21 protein-coding genes are annotated in these 18,340 nt (G+C 33.2%); 10 read left to right on the top strand and 11 right to left on the bottom strand.

What is annotated here, in order from left to right:
* Positions 1-4: 4 nt before the first annotated feature.
* From rpsK to FC091_RS13560, 8 genes are all read left to right on the top strand, one after another.
* Positions 5-388, top strand: a complete 384-nt coding sequence (gene rpsK / locus FC091_RS13595) for a 30S ribosomal protein S11 (RefSeq protein WP_138434816.1) — start codon at positions 5-7, stop codon at positions 386-388.
* Positions 389-559: 171 nt separating this feature from the next.
* Positions 560-1,165: a 30S ribosomal protein S4 gene (gene rpsD, locus FC091_RS13590; protein WP_138434815.1), complete on the top strand. Its 606-nt coding sequence runs from the start codon at positions 560-562 to the stop codon at positions 1,163-1,165.
* A gap of 97 nt (positions 1,166-1,262) precedes the next feature.
* Entirely contained in the window at positions 1,263-2,255 is a 993-nt protein-coding gene (locus tag FC091_RS13585; protein ID WP_138434814.1) for a DNA-directed RNA polymerase subunit alpha, read from the top strand.
* A gap of 72 nt (positions 2,256-2,327) precedes the next feature.
* A complete protein-coding gene (rplQ, locus tag FC091_RS13580) occupies positions 2,328-2,804 on the top strand; it encodes a 50S ribosomal protein L17 (RefSeq protein ID WP_138434813.1) in 477 nt (158 codons plus the stop codon).
* A gap of 113 nt (positions 2,805-2,917) precedes the next feature.
* Complete coding sequence (gene carA / locus FC091_RS13575) at positions 2,918-4,021, top strand: glutamine-hydrolyzing carbamoyl-phosphate synthase small subunit (protein WP_138434812.1); 1,104 nt, start codon at positions 2,918-2,920, stop codon at positions 4,019-4,021.
* 151 nt (positions 4,022-4,172) lie between these two features.
* A complete protein-coding gene (eno, locus tag FC091_RS13570; protein ID WP_138434811.1) occupies positions 4,173-5,465 on the top strand; it encodes a phosphopyruvate hydratase in 1,293 nt (430 codons plus the stop codon).
* A 162-nt stretch (positions 5,466-5,627) separates the two neighbouring features.
* Positions 5,628-6,914: a citrate synthase gene (locus FC091_RS13565; RefSeq protein ID WP_138434810.1), complete on the top strand. Its 1,287-nt coding sequence runs from the start codon at positions 5,628-5,630 to the stop codon at positions 6,912-6,914.
* Between the two features lie 145 nt (positions 6,915-7,059).
* A complete protein-coding gene (locus FC091_RS13560; protein WP_138434809.1) occupies positions 7,060-7,971 on the top strand; it encodes a dimethylarginine dimethylaminohydrolase family protein in 912 nt (303 codons plus the stop codon).
* A gap of 12 nt (positions 7,972-7,983) precedes the next feature.
* On the opposite strand, the gene FC091_RS13555 is transcribed toward FC091_RS13560, so the two are convergent.
* The 7 genes from FC091_RS13555 to rsfS all read right to left on the bottom strand — a co-directional run bounded on the left by FC091_RS13555 (position 7,984) and on the right by rsfS (position 13,753).
* Positions 7,984-8,859, bottom strand: a complete 876-nt coding sequence (locus FC091_RS13555) for a sterol desaturase family protein (protein WP_138434808.1) — start codon at positions 8,857-8,859, stop codon at positions 7,984-7,986.
* A 118-nt stretch (positions 8,860-8,977) separates the two neighbouring features.
* A complete protein-coding gene (locus tag FC091_RS13550) occupies positions 8,978-9,244 on the bottom strand; it encodes an acyl-CoA-binding protein (RefSeq protein WP_138434807.1) in 267 nt (88 codons plus the stop codon).
* Positions 9,245-9,898: a phosphatidylserine decarboxylase family protein gene (locus FC091_RS13545; protein WP_138434806.1), complete on the bottom strand. Its 654-nt coding sequence runs from the start codon at positions 9,896-9,898 to the stop codon at positions 9,245-9,247. It lies immediately after the preceding gene.
* Positions 9,888-10,709: a phosphatidate cytidylyltransferase gene (locus FC091_RS13540; RefSeq protein ID WP_138434805.1), complete on the bottom strand. Its 822-nt coding sequence runs from the start codon at positions 10,707-10,709 to the stop codon at positions 9,888-9,890. The genes FC091_RS13545 and FC091_RS13540 overlap by 11 nt, the downstream gene beginning before the upstream one ends.
* Positions 10,709-11,317: an LUD domain-containing protein gene (locus tag FC091_RS13535; RefSeq protein WP_138434804.1), complete on the bottom strand. Its 609-nt coding sequence runs from the start codon at positions 11,315-11,317 to the stop codon at positions 10,709-10,711. Before FC091_RS13535 ends, FC091_RS13540 begins: the two co-directional genes overlap by 1 nt.
* Before the next feature lie 102 nt (positions 11,318-11,419).
* Complete coding sequence (ftsH, locus tag FC091_RS13530) at positions 11,420-13,363, bottom strand: ATP-dependent zinc metalloprotease FtsH (protein ID WP_138434803.1); 1,944 nt, start codon at positions 13,361-13,363, stop codon at positions 11,420-11,422.
* An 18-nt stretch (positions 13,364-13,381) separates the two neighbouring features.
* On the bottom strand, positions 13,382-13,753 hold the full coding sequence (gene rsfS, locus FC091_RS13525) for a ribosome silencing factor (protein WP_138434802.1): 372 nt from the start codon (positions 13,751-13,753) through the stop codon (positions 13,382-13,384).
* A gap of 96 nt (positions 13,754-13,849) precedes the next feature.
* Here rsfS and FC091_RS13520 point away from each other — a divergent pair, with 96 nt between their 5' ends.
* Entirely contained in the window at positions 13,850-14,581 is a 732-nt protein-coding gene (locus tag FC091_RS13520; RefSeq protein ID WP_138434801.1) for a biotin--[acetyl-CoA-carboxylase] ligase, read from the top strand.
* On the opposite strand, the gene FC091_RS13515 is transcribed toward FC091_RS13520, so the two are convergent.
* Both FC091_RS13515 and pyrE read right to left on the bottom strand, forming a co-directional pair.
* Positions 14,578-14,973: an SRPBCC family protein gene (locus FC091_RS13515; protein ID WP_138434800.1), complete on the bottom strand. Its 396-nt coding sequence runs from the start codon at positions 14,971-14,973 to the stop codon at positions 14,578-14,580. The genes FC091_RS13520 and FC091_RS13515 overlap by 4 nt on opposite strands.
* Before the next feature lie 97 nt (positions 14,974-15,070).
* Positions 15,071-15,715, bottom strand: coding sequence for an orotate phosphoribosyltransferase (pyrE, locus tag FC091_RS13510; protein ID WP_138434799.1), 645 nt, complete (start codon positions 15,713-15,715; stop codon positions 15,071-15,073).
* A gap of 121 nt (positions 15,716-15,836) precedes the next feature.
* Here pyrE and FC091_RS13505 point away from each other — a divergent pair, with 121 nt between their 5' ends.
* Positions 15,837-16,418 (top strand): NUDIX hydrolase, encoded by a 582-nt coding sequence (locus FC091_RS13505; RefSeq protein ID WP_138434798.1) that lies wholly within the window; start codon positions 15,837-15,839, stop codon positions 16,416-16,418.
* A gap of 16 nt (positions 16,419-16,434) precedes the next feature.
* Here the strand turns inward: FC091_RS13505 and FC091_RS13500 are convergent, their stop codons facing one another.
* Positions 16,435-17,115, bottom strand: a complete 681-nt coding sequence (locus FC091_RS13500; RefSeq protein ID WP_138434797.1) for an N-formylglutamate amidohydrolase — start codon at positions 17,113-17,115, stop codon at positions 16,435-16,437.
* On the bottom strand, positions 17,112-18,338 hold the full coding sequence (locus FC091_RS13495; RefSeq protein WP_138434796.1) for a glutamate-cysteine ligase family protein: 1,227 nt from the start codon (positions 18,336-18,338) through the stop codon (positions 17,112-17,114). Before FC091_RS13495 ends, FC091_RS13500 begins: the two co-directional genes overlap by 4 nt.
* Positions 18,339-18,340 lie beyond the last annotated feature (2 nt).

Genomic DNA, 18,340 nt, shown 5'->3' with positions numbered 1-18,340 from the left:
AAATATGGCAAAGTCAAGTTCAAAAAAACGTAAAGTAATAGTAGATGCTATTGGTGAAGCACACATCACTGCTTCATTTAACAACATCATTGTTTCTTTAACAAATAAAAAGGGTGATGTAATCTCTTGGTCATCTGCTGGTAAAATGGGCTTTAGAGGTTCTAAAAAGAATACTCCTTATGCAGCGCAATTAGCTGCAGAAGATGCTGCAGGTGTAGCTAAAGAAGCTGGTTTAAAGAAAGTAAAAGTATACGTTAAAGGTCCTGGTAACGGTAGAGAATCTGCTATCAGATCTATTCACAACTCAGGTATTGAAGTATCAGAAATTGTTGATGTAACTCCAATGCCACATAACGGTTGTCGTCCTCCTAAGAGACGTCGCGTATAATAACGTACACACAGTAAGGTTAATATCAGTCGATTATTCGGTTGATATTAACTTTTTTTATGTACATTTGCAAACTGAAAAATTTAAAACAAGTATCAACGAGAGATTAACGGTTATAGAAGGATAAGCTTAAGACCTTAATTTTATAATCACTCTCAAAATTAATTTAAAATGGCAAGATATACTGGTCCTAAAACTAAAATAGCTCGTAAATTCGGACAAGCTATCTTCGGAGACGATAAAGCCTTCGAAAAAAGAAACTATCCTCCAGGTCAACATGGTAACAACAGAAGACGTGGAAAAAAATCTGAATATGCTATCCAATTAATGGAAAAGCAAAAAGCTAAATATACTTACGGTATTTTAGAAAAGCAATTCAGAAATATGTTCAAAAGAGCAACTGCCGCTCAAGGTATTACAGGTGAAGTATTATTACAATTATGTGAGTCTCGTTTAGATAACGTGGTTTTCAGAATGGGTATTGCTCCAACTAGAAGTGCTGCAAGACAATTAGTATCTCACAGACACATTACAGTTAATGGTCAAAAGGTAAACATTCCATCTTACCAATTAAAGTCTGGTGATGTTGTAGGTGTAAGAGAAAAATCTAAATCTTTAGAAACTATTCAAGCTTCATTATCTAACTCTAGCAATGTTTATGAGTGGATAACTTGGAATAATGATAAAATGGAAGGAACTTATGTTTCTGTACCAGCGAGAATCCAAATTCCTGAGCAAATCAATGAGCAGTTCATCGTCGAACTTTACTCTAAATAATAAATTAATCACATTGGTATTTGGCCAAAGGGTTTATTTGTCTTCTTCAAACTTATAAACCGCGCAACCAAATAACAATTAAAACGAAGACAACAAAATGGCAATATTAAATTTCCAAAAACCAGACAAAGTAATCATGATTGACTCTACTGATTTCGAAGGTAAATTCGAATTCAGACCATTAGAGCCAGGATATGGTTTAACAGTTGGTAATGCATTAAGACGTGTATTATTATCTTCTTTAGAAGGTTTCGCAATCACTTCTGTTAGAATAGAAGGTGTAGATCATGAGTTTTCTACAATTTCTGGAGTAGTAGAAGATGTAACTGAAATGATATTAAACTTAAAGCAAGTAAACTTTAAGCGTCAGATTGACGAAGTAGATAACGAAACTGTTACTATTTCTATCTCTGGACAAGAGCAAATCACTGCTGGTGATTTCCAAAAGTTTATTTCTGGTTTCCAAGTTTTAAATACAGATTTAGTAATCTGTAACTTAGATCCTAAAGTAAATATCAACATGGAGTTAACGATTGAAAAAGGTAGAGGATATGTTCCTGCTGAAGAAAATAAAAAAGCTTCTGCACCAATGGGAACAATCTTTACAGATTCTATCTATACTCCAATAAAAAATGTTAAGTACAGTATCGAAAACTTCCGTGTTGAGCAAAAAACGGATTATGAAAAATTAGTTTTCGAAATCTTAACAGATGGTTCTATCCATCCTAAGGATGCTTTAACTGAAGCAGCTAAAATATTAATCCACCACTTCATGTTATTCTCTGATGAGCGTATTACATTAGAGGCTGATGAGATTGCGCAAACAGAAACTTATGATGAAGAATCACTTCACATGAGACAACTATTGAAGACTAAATTAGTTGATATGGACCTTTCTGTACGTGCGCTTAACTGTTTAAAAGCTGCAGAGGTAGATACTTTAGGGGATTTAGTATCATTCAACAAAAATGATTTAATGAAATTCAGAAACTTTGGTAAGAAGTCTTTAACTGAGCTTGAAGAATTAGTAAGCGTTAAAGGTCTTAACTTTGGTATGGATTTAAGTAAATACAAATTAGATAAAGACTAATTATAATTAATTATTAATCATATTTTGCTCCTCAAAAAATGAGTTTGGTAGCAAGATGATAAAACAAGAGTCATGAGACACGGAAAAAAATTCAATCACTTAGGTAGAAAATCGGCGCACAGAAAGTCAATGTTAGCTAATATGGCTTGTTCTTTAATAGAGCATAAGCGTATTAATACAACGACTGCAAAGGCAAAAGCATTAAAACAGTTTGTAGAGCCATTAATTACTAAGTCTAAAGAAGACACTACTCACAATAGAAGAATTGTGATGTCTAGGCTAAGACAAAAAGAGGCAGTTGCAGAATTGTTTAGAGATGTAGCAGCTAAAGTAGGCGATCGTCCTGGTGGTTACACACGTATCATTAAGTTAGGTAACCGTTTAGGTGACAACGCTGATATGGCTATGATTGAATTAGTAGATTACAACGAGCTTTATAATGCTGGTAAGCCTGCTAAGAAATCTACTCGTAGAAGTAGAAGAGGTGGTAAGAAGAGCACAACTGCTGTTCCGCCAGTAGAAACTCAAGCTTCAAACGAAGAAGAATAATCGATGTTAATAATCATTGATAAATATAAAGGATAGACTTTTTAAGTTTATCCTTTTTTTTTGGAATTTTGTAAAACTTTTCTGCTAAAGCAGAAATCTCATAAACACTGCACATGAAATATAAACAAAGAAAAAAAGCACTGATTCTATTAGAGGATGGTACAATTTTTTATGGTAAGTCCATAGGGAAAGACGGTACAGCATTCGGTGAAGTATGTTTTAACACTGGTACAACTGGCTATCAAGAAATTTTCACCGATCCTTCTTACTATGGTCAACTTATGGTAACTACAAACGCTCATATTGGCAACTATGGAACCAAGGAAGATGAGATGGAATCTGATAATGTAAAAATTGCAGGTTTAATTTGTAAAAACTTCAGTTTTGAATACTCTCGTCCAGCAGCAGATGATTCTTTAGAAAACTTTTTTGAAAGGTATAATACACTAGCTATTGCAGATGTAGATACAAGAGCCTTGGTAAGCTATATAAGAGATAGTGGAGCTATGAATGCTGTTATTTCTACTGAAGTAGAAGATATAAATAGCCTAAAAAAGCAATTAGCAGAACAACCAAATATGAAGGGTTTAGAGTTGGCCTCAAAAGTTTCGACAAAAGAACCATATTATTTTGGTGATGAAAATGCCACTTATAAAATTGCTGCATTAGATATAGGAATTAAGAAAAACATCTTAAGAAATCTTGCCAAAAGAGATGCTTACATAAAAGTCTTTCCATACAATTCTAAATTTGAAGATTTAGAAGCGTTTAATCCAGATGGATACTTTTTATCAAACGGACCAGGTGATCCAGAACCATTGGTAGAAGCTCAAGCAGTAGCAAAAGAAATTATTGCAAGAAACAAACCATTATTTGGTATATGTTTAGGACATCAGGTTATTGCCTTGGCCAATGGTATTTCAACTTATAAAATGCATAATGGTCATAGAGGAATAAATCATCCTGTAAAAAATCTAATAACAGGTAAAGGTGAAATTACGTCTCAAAATCATGGCTTTGCTATTAATAGAGAAGAAACAGAAGCCAATGAGAATGTAGAAATAACACACGTGCACCTTAATGATAATACAGTAGCAGGTATTAAAATAAAGGATAAAAATTGTTTCTCAGTACAGTATCATCCAGAAGCAAGTCCTGGACCTAACGATTCAGTATATCTATTTGATCAGTTTATAGAGAATATCAAAAACAACTAATATAAAAAACGCAACAAAATTTCAGATTTGTTGCGTTTTTTTAGTTTCGAAAACATTATAGTAAATATTAATCGTAAATATGATTTTTGTTCTGTTTTACGGTCTATATTTTCGTAATTTTGAAATTATCAACAATTAAAAAGATAACGAAATGAGCATTATAGTTAATGTACACGCAAGACAAATTTTAGACTCTAGAGGTAATCCAACTGTAGAAGTAGATGTTGTAACAGAAAATGGTATTATGGGAAGAGCAGCAGTGCCTTCTGGTGCTTCAACTGGTGAGCATGAGGCTGTAGAATTAAGAGACGGTGGAGATACTTACATGGGTAAAGGCGTGTTAAAGGCTGTAGAAAATGTGAATTCAACAATTGCACAAGAATTACTTGGGATATCTGTTTTTGAACAAAACATGATAGATCAATTAATGATTGAGATTGATGGAACAAAAAATAAAGGCAACTTAGGCGCCAACGCAATTTTAGGGGTTTCACTTGCAGTTGCAAAAGCTGCAGCTAATGAATTAGGAATGCCATTATATCGCTATGTTGGTGGTGTATCTGCAAATACCCTACCATTACCTATGATGAATATCATTAATGGTGGCTCTCATAGTGATGCTCCAATCGCATTTCAAGAATTTATGATTATGCCTGTTAAAGCCAAAAACTTCACACATGCGATGCAAATGGGAACTGAAATTTTCCATAATCTTAAAAAAGTATTACACGACAGAGGTCTTAGCACAGCTGTAGGTGATGAAGGTGGTTTTGCTCCTAATTTAGAAGGTGGAACAGAAGACGCCTTAGATTCTATAAAATTGGCTGTAGAAAAGGCAGGATATAAATTTGGTGAGGATGTTAAGATTGCTTTAGACTGTGCGGCAGCAGAGTTTTATGTCGATGGTAAATATGACTATACAAAGTTTGAAGGTGACTCTGGAGTAGTAAGAACTTCTGAAGAACAAGCACAATACTTAGCAGAACTAGCAGCAAAATACCCAATCATCTCTATTGAAGATGGTATGGATGAAAACGATTGGGACGGTTGGAAAGTACTGACGGATAAAATAGGAGATAAGGTACAATTAGTAGGTGACGATTTATTTGTAACAAATGTAGAGCGTCTATCTCGTGGTATAGAAAACGGTATTGCTAATTCTATCTTAATTAAAGTAAATCAAATCGGTACTTTAACAGAAACTATTTCTGCAGTAAATATGGCACACAATGCAGGTTATACTTCTGTTATGTCTCACAGATCAGGTGAAACCGAAGATAATACTATTGCAGACTTAGCGGTAGCATTAAACACAGGCCAGATTAAAACGGGTTCAGCGTCGCGTAGCGATCGTATGGCAAAATACAACCAATTATTGCGTATTGAGGAAGAACTAGGTGATGTTGCTTACTTTCCACAGGAAAAAGCTTTTAAGATAAAGTAGAATACCTTTAAGGATAAATTTTTAGAGCGGTTATCAATGCGATAATCGCTCTTCTTTTTTACAATGTATTAAGTGTTAAATCATTGATAAATTGACTTCCGAAATCGTTTGATATTTTGTAAATTAGCGAACCTTAAAAATTCACAAAAACAAGTAAAAAAGATGTCAGATAAAGCTACCTTAGAAATTAATGGAGAAAAATACGAACTACCGATTAAAGTAGGAACAGAAAATGAAGTTGCCATCGATATAAAAACCTTAAGAAGTGCAACAGGAGGTGTAATTACTATTGATCCTGGTTACAAAAATACAGGAAGTTGCGAAAGTGCAATCACCTTCTTAGATGGTGAAAAAGGAATACTAAGGTATAGAGGATATTCAATTGAAGAACTTGCTGAGAAAGCTAACTTTTTAGAAGTTGTATACTTATTGATTTTTGGTGAATTACCAACACAATCTCAACTTGATAAGTTCGAAGCAGATATTAAGGATAAGTCAGTGGTAGACGATGATATAAAAAAGATATTAGATGCTTTTCCTAAGTCTGCACATCCGATGGGTGTATTATCTTCTTTAACAAGTGCCTTAACAGCATTTTATCCATCTTCCGTTGATGTAAATTCAGAGGAGGCCATGTATAATGCCATCGTTAGAATATTAGCTAAGTTTCCAATTCTTGTGGCTTGGACAATGCGCAAAAAACACGGCTTACCATTAGATTATGGTGACAAAAATTTAGGTTACGTAGAAAACGTACTTAAGATGATGTTCAAAAGACCAGATAGCGAGTATGAGCAAAACCCAATTTTAGTTAATGCTTTAGATAAACTTTTAATTCTACATGCAGATCACGAACAAAACTGTTCTGCTTCAACTGTTAGAATTGCAGGTTCTTCTCACGCAGGACTATTTGTGTCCTTGGCATCTGGTATCTCAGCACTTTGGGGACCATTACATGGTGGAGCAAATCAAGCTGTGTTAGAAATGTTAGAAGCAATTAAGGAAGATGGTGGTGATACTAAGAAATATATGGCAAAAGCTAAAGATAAGGAAGATCCCTTCCGTTTAATGGGCTTTGGTCACCGAGTGTACAAGAATTTTGATCCACGAGCAAGAATCATTAAAAAGGCAGCAGATGAAGTATTGGGCGATTTAGGTGTTGAAGATCCTATTTTAGATATTGCTAAGGGACTTGAAAAAGAAGCTTTAGAAGATCAGTACTTTGTAGATAGAAAATTATATCCCAACGTAGATTTTTATTCAGGTATTATTTATAGAGCAATGGGTATACCTGTAGAAATGTTTACTGTAATGTTCGCATTAGGTCGTTTGCCAGGTTGGATTGCACAATGGAGAGAAATGCGCATGCGCAAAGAGCCAATAGGTCGTCCGAGACAATTATATATTGGCGAAACTTACAGAGAATTTAAAACTATTGATAAGAGATAATTTATAATATTGAAAAGCAAAAAAGCTTCATAAAACTATGAGGCTTTTTTTATGCCTACAGGAATAATAATTATCAAATTTAGTCAAAACTAAATAGAAAGTAAATAGTCAAAGTCATTAGATAAATTACAACAAGTATTTACAGATGAAACTTAATATACCAAACGAGACGTCTCGATTAAGAGCTGTTATTTTAGGAACAGCAAAAAGTAATGGCCCTACACCATCAGAAGAGGATGCTTACGACCCAAAATCCTTAGAGCACATCAAGGCAGGCACATATCCTATAGAAGAAGACATGGTTAAAGAAATGGAAGCCGTAGCTAAGGTATTTGAAAAGTACGATGTAAAAGTTTACAGACCACAAATTATTACAGACTGTAATCAGATTTTTACAAGAGATATAGGTTTTGTAATTGATGATATTTTTATAAAAGCAAACATATTACCAGATAGGGAAGAAGAGTTAGATGCTATTCAATACATTATAGATCAAATCGACCCGAAAAAAGTAATGCGTCCACCAGTAGAAGCACATATAGAGGGAGGTGATGTTATTGTATGGAACGATCATATATTTATAGGTACATATAGAGGGGACGATTATGCAGATTTTATTGTAGCTCGTACCAATAAGGCAGGTGTAGATTACATTGCAGAAAAATTTCCTCATAAAACCGTTAAGAGTTTCAACCTTAGGAAGTCACAGACAAACGCTATGGAAAATGCGCTGCACTTAGATTGTTGTTTTCAACCCATAGGAAAAGATAAAGCCATACTACATAAAAATGGATTTTTACAAGAAGAAGAATACCAGTGGCTAGTAGATTTCTTTGGTAAGGATAATATTTTTGAAATTACAAAAGAAGAAATGTACCATATGAACAGTAATGTGTTTTCAATTTCTGAAGATGTAATCATTTCAGAAAAGAATTTCACAAGATTAAATACTTGGTTGCGTAATAATGGCTTTACAGTTGAAGAAGTGCCTTATACAGAAATAGCAAAACAAGAAGGGTTATTGCGTTGCTCCACTTTACCATTAATAAGAGACTAGTCTATATAAAAATCAACTTTTGTTTTTTCCAAAGCCGTAGGTGTTTTGCCCAATAAAATCTTGAGGAAATTTATCATCGCCTTTAAAACCTATTTCTATAGTTCCACTATCTTCAGGAACATAGTTTGTTTTGAAAATGTAATCCCACAGACTTAAACTAATCCCATAATTAACACCATGTTTACCTTCTGGTAAATGATAGGCATGATGATATAAATGCATTACAGGATTATTAAAAATGTATTTCAACGGTCCCCAAGTTATTTTAATATTGGAGTGGTTAAAGTGACCAATAGCTATAGCTATAAAGTGGACTATAAAAGCTTGTTCTGGTTCAAAACCTCCAATAATCATAACACCAAATGTTTTTAATGGCTTATATAAGATGTTTTCCATCCAATGGAATCTTAAGTGCGCTGCAAATCCCATTTCTTTTACACTATGATGCACTTTATGGAAATTCCATAAAAATTTATACCTATGAAGAAGTACGTGTGTAAACCATTGCACAAAATCTAGAATTATAAAAAATACTAGTAACTGCATTCCAGTAGACCAATTAGACATATCTATCAACGCCAAACTTTTAGCATTAATATTTACTTCAGCAAATAACAATTCTAAAATCTTATAAAAACCACTGATAACAATAGAAAACATGAAGAAATTAAAAAACATATAGAATGCGTCTAACCAAAAGTCGCGTCTAAAAATAGATTGATTCTTTCGCCACGGAAAGGCAATTTCTAATAGCCATACAAAAACAGAGATAGCTATAAGTCCCCAAAAATAGTTAGTGTACCATGGTACTTCAAAAATGATTGATTTCCAAGTCCAGTTTAATGTGCCTTCAAATGCGTTAAAAAATGCGTCTAAATACTTTTCCATTTTTGTTAGATATAATCACCTTCTATAAACTATTATAATAATTAAAGAGTATAAAATCTGTCGGCTTTAATTTAGAATCATAACAAAATAAAAGGATATTATCTTAGGTGTTATTACTCTATTTTCTGTACAAAAAGTAATCATTCACTAGGTTTATATATTCTCTCTTAGCTTCGTCCGGACTTATGTCTTGTACCTGAAAAAGTGCATTGGTCTTAAAAGCATTAATTATAGGCTTGCGGCTACTTGGCCGTCCGTAGTCATTGGTTGCTTTTTTGTAATAGGCATAAAGACGAAGCAAAAAGTCTGCAGGAAACGGATCTGTATGAGCATTAATACGATCTACAGCATTTTCAAACTCTTTATGTAGTTCTTCTGAAGTCATTTAGTTCATTTCTGCAATAATACTTTCACCGCCTCTTACTTTCTGATTGAGTTTTACTTTAATCTCGGCATCTAAAGGTAAAAATAAATCTACTCTAGAGCCAAATTTTATAAAACCAGAGTCTTCACCTTGTATAGCCTTAGAATTTATAGTAGCGTAGTTTACAATACGCTTGGCAAGCGCTCCTGCAATTTGGCGATAAAGCACTTTGCCAAAACTTTCATTCTCAACTACTACTGTAGTACGTTCGTTTTCTTCGCTTGCTTTTGGATGCCAAGCCACTAAGTATTTTCCGGGATGATATTTGCTAAAACTTACATTACCACTGATAGGATATCTTGTAACATGTACGTTAATAGGCGACATAAACACAGACACCTGAATGCGTTTATCCTTAAAAACCTCATTTTCCATCACTTCTTCAATTACCACAACTTTTCCATCTACTGGTGATAAAGCATGCTTTTCATTGGCATGAGTGTGGCGTTTTGGATTTCTAAAAAATTGAAGAATAAGGATAAAGAAGATAAGTATGGCTATCATCAAACCTTTTCTAAGCCATTCGTTGGTTATAAACTCATCTATTGTAAAAAACGAGCCTACTACAAGGACTAATGTGATAAATATAATTTTATGACCTTCTTTATGAAACATAGCTTAGTATTCTTAAAAATAAATAAATAAATGGTGATGCAAAGATAATACTATCTAGTCGGTCTAAAAGACCTCCATGACCAGGCATTATAACTCCGCTATCTTTTACACCAGCTTGACGTTTAAATTTCGACTCTATTAAATCACCCAAAGTACCAAATACACTTACAATGATACCCATAATTAACCAGCTTGTAAAACCTAAAGTCTCAGTATACTTTGCAATGAAATAACTAGAAATACAAGCAAAAAACAACCCGCCAAGAAATCCTTCGACTGTTTTTTTAGGTGATATACTAGGAAACAATTTTTGTTTACCGAAGTTCTTGCCAACTAAATAAGCTGCACTATCATTAACCCAAATGAGTATAAAACTCCCTAATAGTAATAAGGGTGTAAAAACATTTTTATAATTAGCAATTAGAAGCATAAAAACAAAACCACTTGTTAAATAGAAAGTAGTTACAATAAAACTTTTTGAACTGAATATTGGAATACGCTTTGTTGTAAACAAATCTTTTATGAGGATGAGATTGACAAAAATAGTAGTGACTAATAGAATTTGAATAGCCTCATCACTACCATTTACATTTTTATTTAATAGACACAAATACCAAAAACCTCCAAATAATAGAATAAATACGATGTACTGAGCAATTGATTTTAGCTTAATGAGTTTACTAAACTCTACCAAGCTTAGCATCCCAAATAAGGCTAGCAACGCAGTTAGCGTATTTTGCATATACAAAGATCCAATAAGTAATAAAACATAGATAATGCCAGATATGGCTCGTATATAGAATTCTTTCATTACAAATCTTCTAAAAGAAGTAGGTATAGATTTTTTGCACTACTTCCATAGGTGAGAAAATCTTTGTCGTCTGCAGTTTTAAAATGCTTTATAGTAGTAATGTTGGTTGGGATTTTAGATTTGCTTTTTGCCTTAATACCTTTTAGCCCCTCACCAATATTTTCTGCAAATTGACTTGTAGTAGCATAAATAATAAAATGCTCTGGTAACTCTTTTAATTTTTTCTCTGCTATTTGATTAGATGATATTAGTAAAGAACCATCATCAGAAATTAAATATTCACAAGTTGATAAAAAGTATTTACTCTCAGAAATTTTATTGGTACTGTTAAGTTTAAAATCCTTGAATAGATCTAATAAACGTTCGTCAATAACAAATACTTTATCATTGTGCCATTGGTTCTCATGAAGAATAGCATTGAAACTTTCTTTAACCTCATCCATATTTTCACAATACAAGAACTTACCTCCGTTTGCCTTGAAGTTTATTGTAAAACGTTCATCGGCAGGCAACTTAATTTCAGGCATATATTTGCCACGCTCTTGATTTGGTATTTGTTCTTCGGACTGATTTGATTTTTTTCCGAAGAGTTTACGAAATAAGCTCATTCAACTGCTACTATTAATCCTAGGTTAGTGCATTTCTCAAATATAAAAAAACTTAAACTAACTAGATGTCAATTTAAGTTTTTTATATGATTGCAGTGTAGTTTATTCTTCTTCGTCTACAACTATTTCTTCTTTATCAAAAGCACGTTTTCCGAAGATTTTTTCTAAGTTATCCTTGAAAATCACTTCTTTATCTAATAGCACTTCAGCAAGTTCAGTAAGTTTGTCTTTGTTTTCTTCTAAAAGTTTTACTGCTCTCTTGTATTGTGTTTCTATAATGCTAGAAATTTCTTTGTCGATTAAAACAGCAGTTTCTTCACTATATGGTTTTGTAAACCCATATTCAGATTGTCCTGAAGAATCATAGTAGGTTAGGTTTCCAACCTTATTGCTTAAGCCATAAATTGTAACCATGGCTCTTGCTTGCTTGGTTACTTTTTCTAAATCACTTAATGCTCCAGTTGATATTTTACCAAAAATTACTTGCTCAGCAGCTCTACCACCTAAAGCGGCACACATTTCATCTAGCATTTGCTCAGGTCTTACGATAAGGCGTTCTTCTGGTAAATACCAAGCAGCACCAAGAGAACGACCTCTAGGAACAATGGTAACCTTTACCAATGGTGCAGCGTGTTCTAGCATCCAACTTACAGTGGCATGACCAGCTTCGTGGAAAGCAACTGCTCGTTTTTCTTCTGGTGTTATAATTTTGTTTTTCTTTTCTAAACCACCAATAATTCTATCTACAGCATCTAAGAAATCTTGTTTATTAACTGCTTTTTTTCCTTTTCTGGCTGCAATTAAAGCCGCCTCATTACAAACATTTGCTATATCTGCTCCAGAGAAACCAGGAGTTTGCTTTGCTAAGAAATCTACGTCTAGAGTTTCTTCTTTTTTAAGCGGACGAAGGTGTACTTCAAAAATTTCTTTTCGCTCTCTAACATCAGGAAGATCTACGTAAATCTGTCTGTCAAAACGACCAGCACGCATTAATGCGCTATCTAAGACATCTGCTCTGTTGGTTGCCGCGAGTACAATAACGTTTGTATTAGTACCAAAACCGTCCATTTCAGTTAATAACTGGTTCAACGTGTTTTCTCTTTCGTCATTAGAACCAGAGAAATTGTTTTTTCCTCTTGCTCTACCAATGGCATCGATCTCATCAATAAAAATAATTGATGGTGATTTTTCCTTAGCTTGTTTAAACAAATCTCTTACACGAGAAGCACCAACACCAACAAACATCTCCACGAAATCAGAACCAGATAATGAAAAGAAAGGTACTTTAGCTTCACCTGCAACAGCTTTTGCTAATAAGGTTTTACCCGTACCTGGAGGTCCTACAAGCAATGCACCTTTAGGAATCTTACCACCAAGAGAAGTATATTTTTCAGGAAACTTTAAGAAATCCACTATTTCTTGAACCTCTTCTTTAGCACCTTCTAAACCTGCTACATCTTTAAATGAAGTTTTTGTGTCAGATTTCTCATCAAAAAGCTTGGCTTTAGATTTTCCTATGTTGAAAATCTGCCCACCAGCTCCGCCACCACCACCAGATGACATACGTCTCATTATAAAAATCCAAACACCAATGATAAGGATGAATGGTAAAAGTGTAAGTAAGAAATCTCCCCAAACGTTTTGTTCAGTTTCATACTCTACAACAGTTTCAAGGCTATTATCTTCTATGCTTTTTCTTATATCTTTTTCAAAATTTTGAAGATCACCAAATTCAAACTTATAATTAGGAATTGGGGTTACCGATGGTAAAATAGTTTGAGGCTTAGAGTTTTTATGAACTTCTTGTTGCTGGGCTTCTTTAGTTAAATAAACTCTAGCTTCACGTTTGTTTACTATTTCTACCTTGGCAACATCACCTCTATCTAGATAATCTATAAATTGTGATGGATTAATCTGCTTGCCAGTAGATCCTCCAAACCCACCGGAAAATAATTGAATTGATAAGAATATAGCAATGATTACTCCGTAAATCCAATACGGATTTACTTTAGGTTTTTTATTTGAATTTTTATTGTCTTTTGCCATTATTAGCCTTTTCTCTTTTTAGTAACTTGTTTCTATTTGTGTCATTTTAGCGTCTCCCCAAAGACTTTCTATGTCGTAATATTCTCTGATATGTTTTTGAAAAACATGTACAACTACATTTACATAATCCATTAGAACCCACTCGGCATTGTCAGTACCTTCTATATGCCAAGGCTTGTCTTTAGTGGTTTTACTAACTAACTTTTGTATGGAATTGACGATTGCGTTAACCTGTGTATTAGAAGTACCCTCACAAACTATGAAATAATCGCAAACCGTATTTTCAATATCTCTTAAATCTAAAATTGTAATTTCTTTTCCTTTAACCTCTTCTATTCCAGCAATGATTGTTGTAATGAGTTGGTCTGCACTAGTTTTTTCTTTCGTCATTAAATTGAATTAAATTTATGCAAAGTTATTATTTTTTTAGTTCTTGTAGACCCTAAATGTCATAAGAAAACCATAAAAAATAGACCGTTATTTGCTATGTACATTATCAAACTTGATGCCATTGACTCAACAAACAGTTACCTAAAGGCTATGGCTGCAATTAATTTACCTAAAGATTTTACTGTTGTTTTGGCTAACCATCAGACAAAAGGAAGAGGACAGATGGGTACAGTATGGCAAACAGAAGAGGGTAAAAACCTCACGGCTAGTGTATTTAAAGAGGTTAGCGCACTTAATGTAGAGAAGCAATTTTACATTAGCATGGTTGTGGCTTTAGCAATTTGTAAGACACTCAGACAATTAAAAATACCCCAACTCTCAATAAAATGGCCTAACGACATTTTGTCAGCAAATAAAAAGATTTGTGGCACGCTAATAGAAAATGTGATAAAGCAAAACCAACTCAAAGGTTCTATTATTGGATTTGGGTTAAATGTAAATCAAAAGAATTTTGAGGATTTACCTATGGCTTCATCAATGAATTTACTTACTGGTGTTGTATATAATAAAGATGAAGTTTTATCAGCTGTTTTAACGCAACTCCAATTCTATTTTAAGTTATTAGAATCTAAAGATTATGCTGAAATCAAAAAGCAATATGAAGCGCTTTTATTCCGAAAAGACAAACCTTCAACATTTAAAAATGAAGATGGTACTATCTTTTCTGGAATTATAAAAGGTGTAACTGAATCAGGTAAACTTAACGTTTGGACCGAAGATGATGTAATAAAAACTTTTGATTTAAAACAAGTGACCTTGCTTTATTAGATCGCAGTTTTCATTTTAGTAGCAAGGGTTTCAATAAATTTATTGATTGGTCCTTTTATCATCATAGCCATCATAGCGTTGAACTCTCCGTTAAAAGTTAACTGCACCTCACTTTTATTAGTTTCAACTTCTGTGATATGACCTATGAGTGAGAAATCTAACTTTCCGCCAGCTGCTCCTAGAACAATTTTGTTGTGCGGAACCTCATCTTTTTTCTTAAGTACTATTTCTGGCATACCTTTTAAAGCAAAAAGAAATTTGTCATTGTCAAGAACTTCAAATTTGCTAATGTTCTCTGGCATTAAGCTTTCAAAATTTTTAACGTCTGATAAGAAATTGAACGTTTCTTCTGGTGTTTTATCTAAGGTTACCTTTGGTGATTCTAAATTCATGTTTAATAATGTTAATTAGTTAATGCGTTTAATTGATGTCGTTTTAATTTTAATGAATTTAAACGAATCAACAACTAAACGGCTCAACGATAATATATCAATTAGCGTTCCATTCGCTAGGATTAGCATTCCATTGTGCTAAAATGTCTTGTTCTGCTTTGGTTATGTAGTTGGTGTCTAAGGCTTGTTCTAAAAGATTTTCGTAGTTGCCAAGAGTGTGTAATTCTATATTGGCATCACTAAAGTTTTTTTTCGCAACATCAAATCCGTAAGAAAAAATAGCAACCATGCCTTTTATATTAACTTCAGCCTCTTCTAAGGCAGCAACAGCGTTAAGGCTACTTTTTCCTGTACTTATTAAATCTTCTACTACTACTACAGTTTGTCCTTTTTCTATATGACCTTCAACTTGGTTTTGGCGACCATGTTTTTTAGCCTCTGGTCTTACATAAACAAACGGAAGATTAAGATAATCTGCTACTAAGGCTCCAATACCAATTGCACCAGTTGCAACACCGGCTATTACATCTGGTTTTCCGTATAGTTCTTCAATCTCTCTAGCTAATGTCTCTCTTATATAATTTCTTATCAATGGATATGAGAGTACAATTCTATTGTCGCAGTATATTGGTGATTTCCAGCCAGAAGCCCAAGTAAAAGGCTCTTTTGGTTGTAGTTTTATTGCATTAATCTGCAGTAAAACTTCTGCGGTTTTTTTTGCGGTTTCTTTATTAAAAATCATAATTGCAAAATTAATGAATTTTATAAGTTTTTAAATTTTAAACTAATTTAATTCTAAGTTTAAAAGTGGTTTAATAAAAAATAATACATTTACAATTGATAAGTTATAACTAACCCAATCTATGTACACTATTTATGTAGGTGATAAGCCTATAATTTTAACTACTAAAGTTGAAAAGGAAACAGATTTTAAATCCTTCCTTCTTAAATCTGTTAATATTGGTAAGGTTATAAAAATACTTAATAGTACAGATTTAAAAGCTGTACATTTAATACACAACAATCCAGATAAGCTTTTAAAACATTTTCTAAAACTATTACCAAATGTTGTTGCAGGTGGTGGTAAAGTATATAATGAAAACAATGAAGTGTTGTTTATATATAGAAATAATAAATGGGATTTACCCAAGGGTAAGATAGAAGGTAAAGAATCTATTGAAGAAACCGCTATCAGGGAAGTTGAAGAGGAGACTGGAGTAGAAGGGCTTAAAATTACCAAAGCTTTACCGACGACTTACCACATTTTTAAGCGCAACGGTAAACATAAAATTAAGATTACCTATTGGTTTGAAATGAAAACTAAATTTAATGGTAAGCTTTATCCTCAAGAAAAGGAGGGTATCACTAAGGTAGAATGGTTAGACATGAAAACAGCTCAAAAAGCTTTAGAAAATAGTTATGCTAATATTAAGATTTTGATTTAATCATTTTAGATTATAGCTACCTACTCAGCTTGTCAATAGTTTTAAATAAGTTATGCTTTATTTGAATATTCATTTTGTTGTTTTTGCAAAACTTTTGGTTCACTTCAATTTCAATACCCAAATAGTTTTTTGGAAATTGTTTTCTTAAAAATGTAGTGAAACCATCTGCCTTACCTAAATACGGATAATTAAAGCGTACATTTAAATCCGAATTATAGTTTAAAATTTCTGTTTTAAAGTGGCTGCAAAACTCTTGTTCCTCTTTTTTCCGTGAGTCGTACAATAAACCTACATCACAGTTACGAATGTCTCCATTTAACTTTGGTGTAAAACTATGAATAGACAGGTGTACTACCTTATTATTTGAAGCTATTAGATTAGCTATTTTATGTTCAACAGCTGTTCTGTAGGGCAAATAATAGGTTTTAATAATATTATTTTTTTCAGCTCTAGATAAAGGTGTAGTAAATTCCGAAAATAACTGTTTATGAATCAATGATCGATTCAATTCTATCAATAAACGCGAATTTATATTATAAAATGATGCTTCAGCCAAAGGTTCTAAATATTCGAACAGATCTAAAGCACCTAGATCAAACCCACGATGGGTTTTTAAAATCTCTCTATCAGTAAACTGTTTTGCGTAAGCTTTTGGTATAACATTACCACCATGCTCACAGGTTAAGACAAGTTTCAAGGTTGAAACATTTTATTTTTTATTAAGCAACTTTGAAGTTTTTGATAAACTTCAATGATGTGCGCTTCAGAAATATCGTTTCCTATGGCTTTTAAAAGTCTTGTAGATAAAGTGCCCTCTTCTAAGATCAGTTCAATAGATTCTTGATGATTTTTATGAATTTGTGATCTTACTTTTTTATAGAGGTGTTTCCAAACGTCGTTCATTGTAGAAACTTTGTTCAAGCCAAATAGCTTTAAATATGGTATATTCCCAATGATACTATTTTCACCGTTTTTGATGCCTTCATCTAAAATCAAAAATAGTTCTTGTTTTGTCCAAATTTTTTGAGCTTGCAATGTGCAAAATTGCTTATCAATAATGGCTTTTAATATTTCAATTACCAAAGCACAGATAGCTACATCAGCCATTGGACATTCTTGAATGTCCATTAATCGTATTTCAATTGCACTTCTATCAAAACGTGCTATAGCACCACGAGAGTTTAAAAAATGATGATCTAAAATTTTATTCTTGTCATAAGGTCTTATAGCGCGCTTAATAGGTTCAAAAATAGAGGCATGGTAATCTAATTTTGAAAATACCCTCTCAGGAATAACCATACCAGTTAAATCTGGTATTTCTTTTTGATTGGTTTTGTAGAACTCCAAACGGGTATCCATGAAGCCGGTAATTTCGCCTTCTAAGATTGGTGAACTTGCACAGATTCCCGGAAGTAAAGGGAGAATAATTCTTATTGCTGCGTGCAGTTTTTCAAATTCTTTATCGTCATTAAATGGTAGATTTAAATGTGTACTTTGTACGTTGCTCCATCCATGACCTTTACAGTTAAAAATCGTATTGTAAAGTGCATAGACTTCATTGTAGCTATGTTTCCATAGTTGCGTATCTAAATCAGGATTCATTAATGGATGGGCGGCTGATCCTAATAATTTTAATTGAAGATCGCTCAATAGAGCATCCATCTCTAAAACATTAGCATGAAATTTTGAAGCTAAATCGTCGATGTTAGAGGTTGGGCCATTAGTTTTCAATTCCACAACATGAGCCACAAGTTCGTTGCTCCAAGCTATATCACCATTATCAATGTCAGAGCTTATTTTTCCTGCCTTTTTTGTTAAAAGCTCATCTACTTGTGGTGCAACTTTAAACGTATTTTTATTTACCAACATATATTCGAGTTCTATTCCATAAACCTCGAATAAATGATATTTTTTTGCCATTT

The sequence above is a fragment of the Winogradskyella algicola genome (assembly GCF_005869935.1).
GTDB classification, from domain to species: Bacteria; Bacteroidota; Bacteroidia; order Flavobacteriales; family Flavobacteriaceae; genus Winogradskyella; species Winogradskyella algicola.
This window is presented reverse-complemented; position numbering and strand designations above follow the sequence as displayed.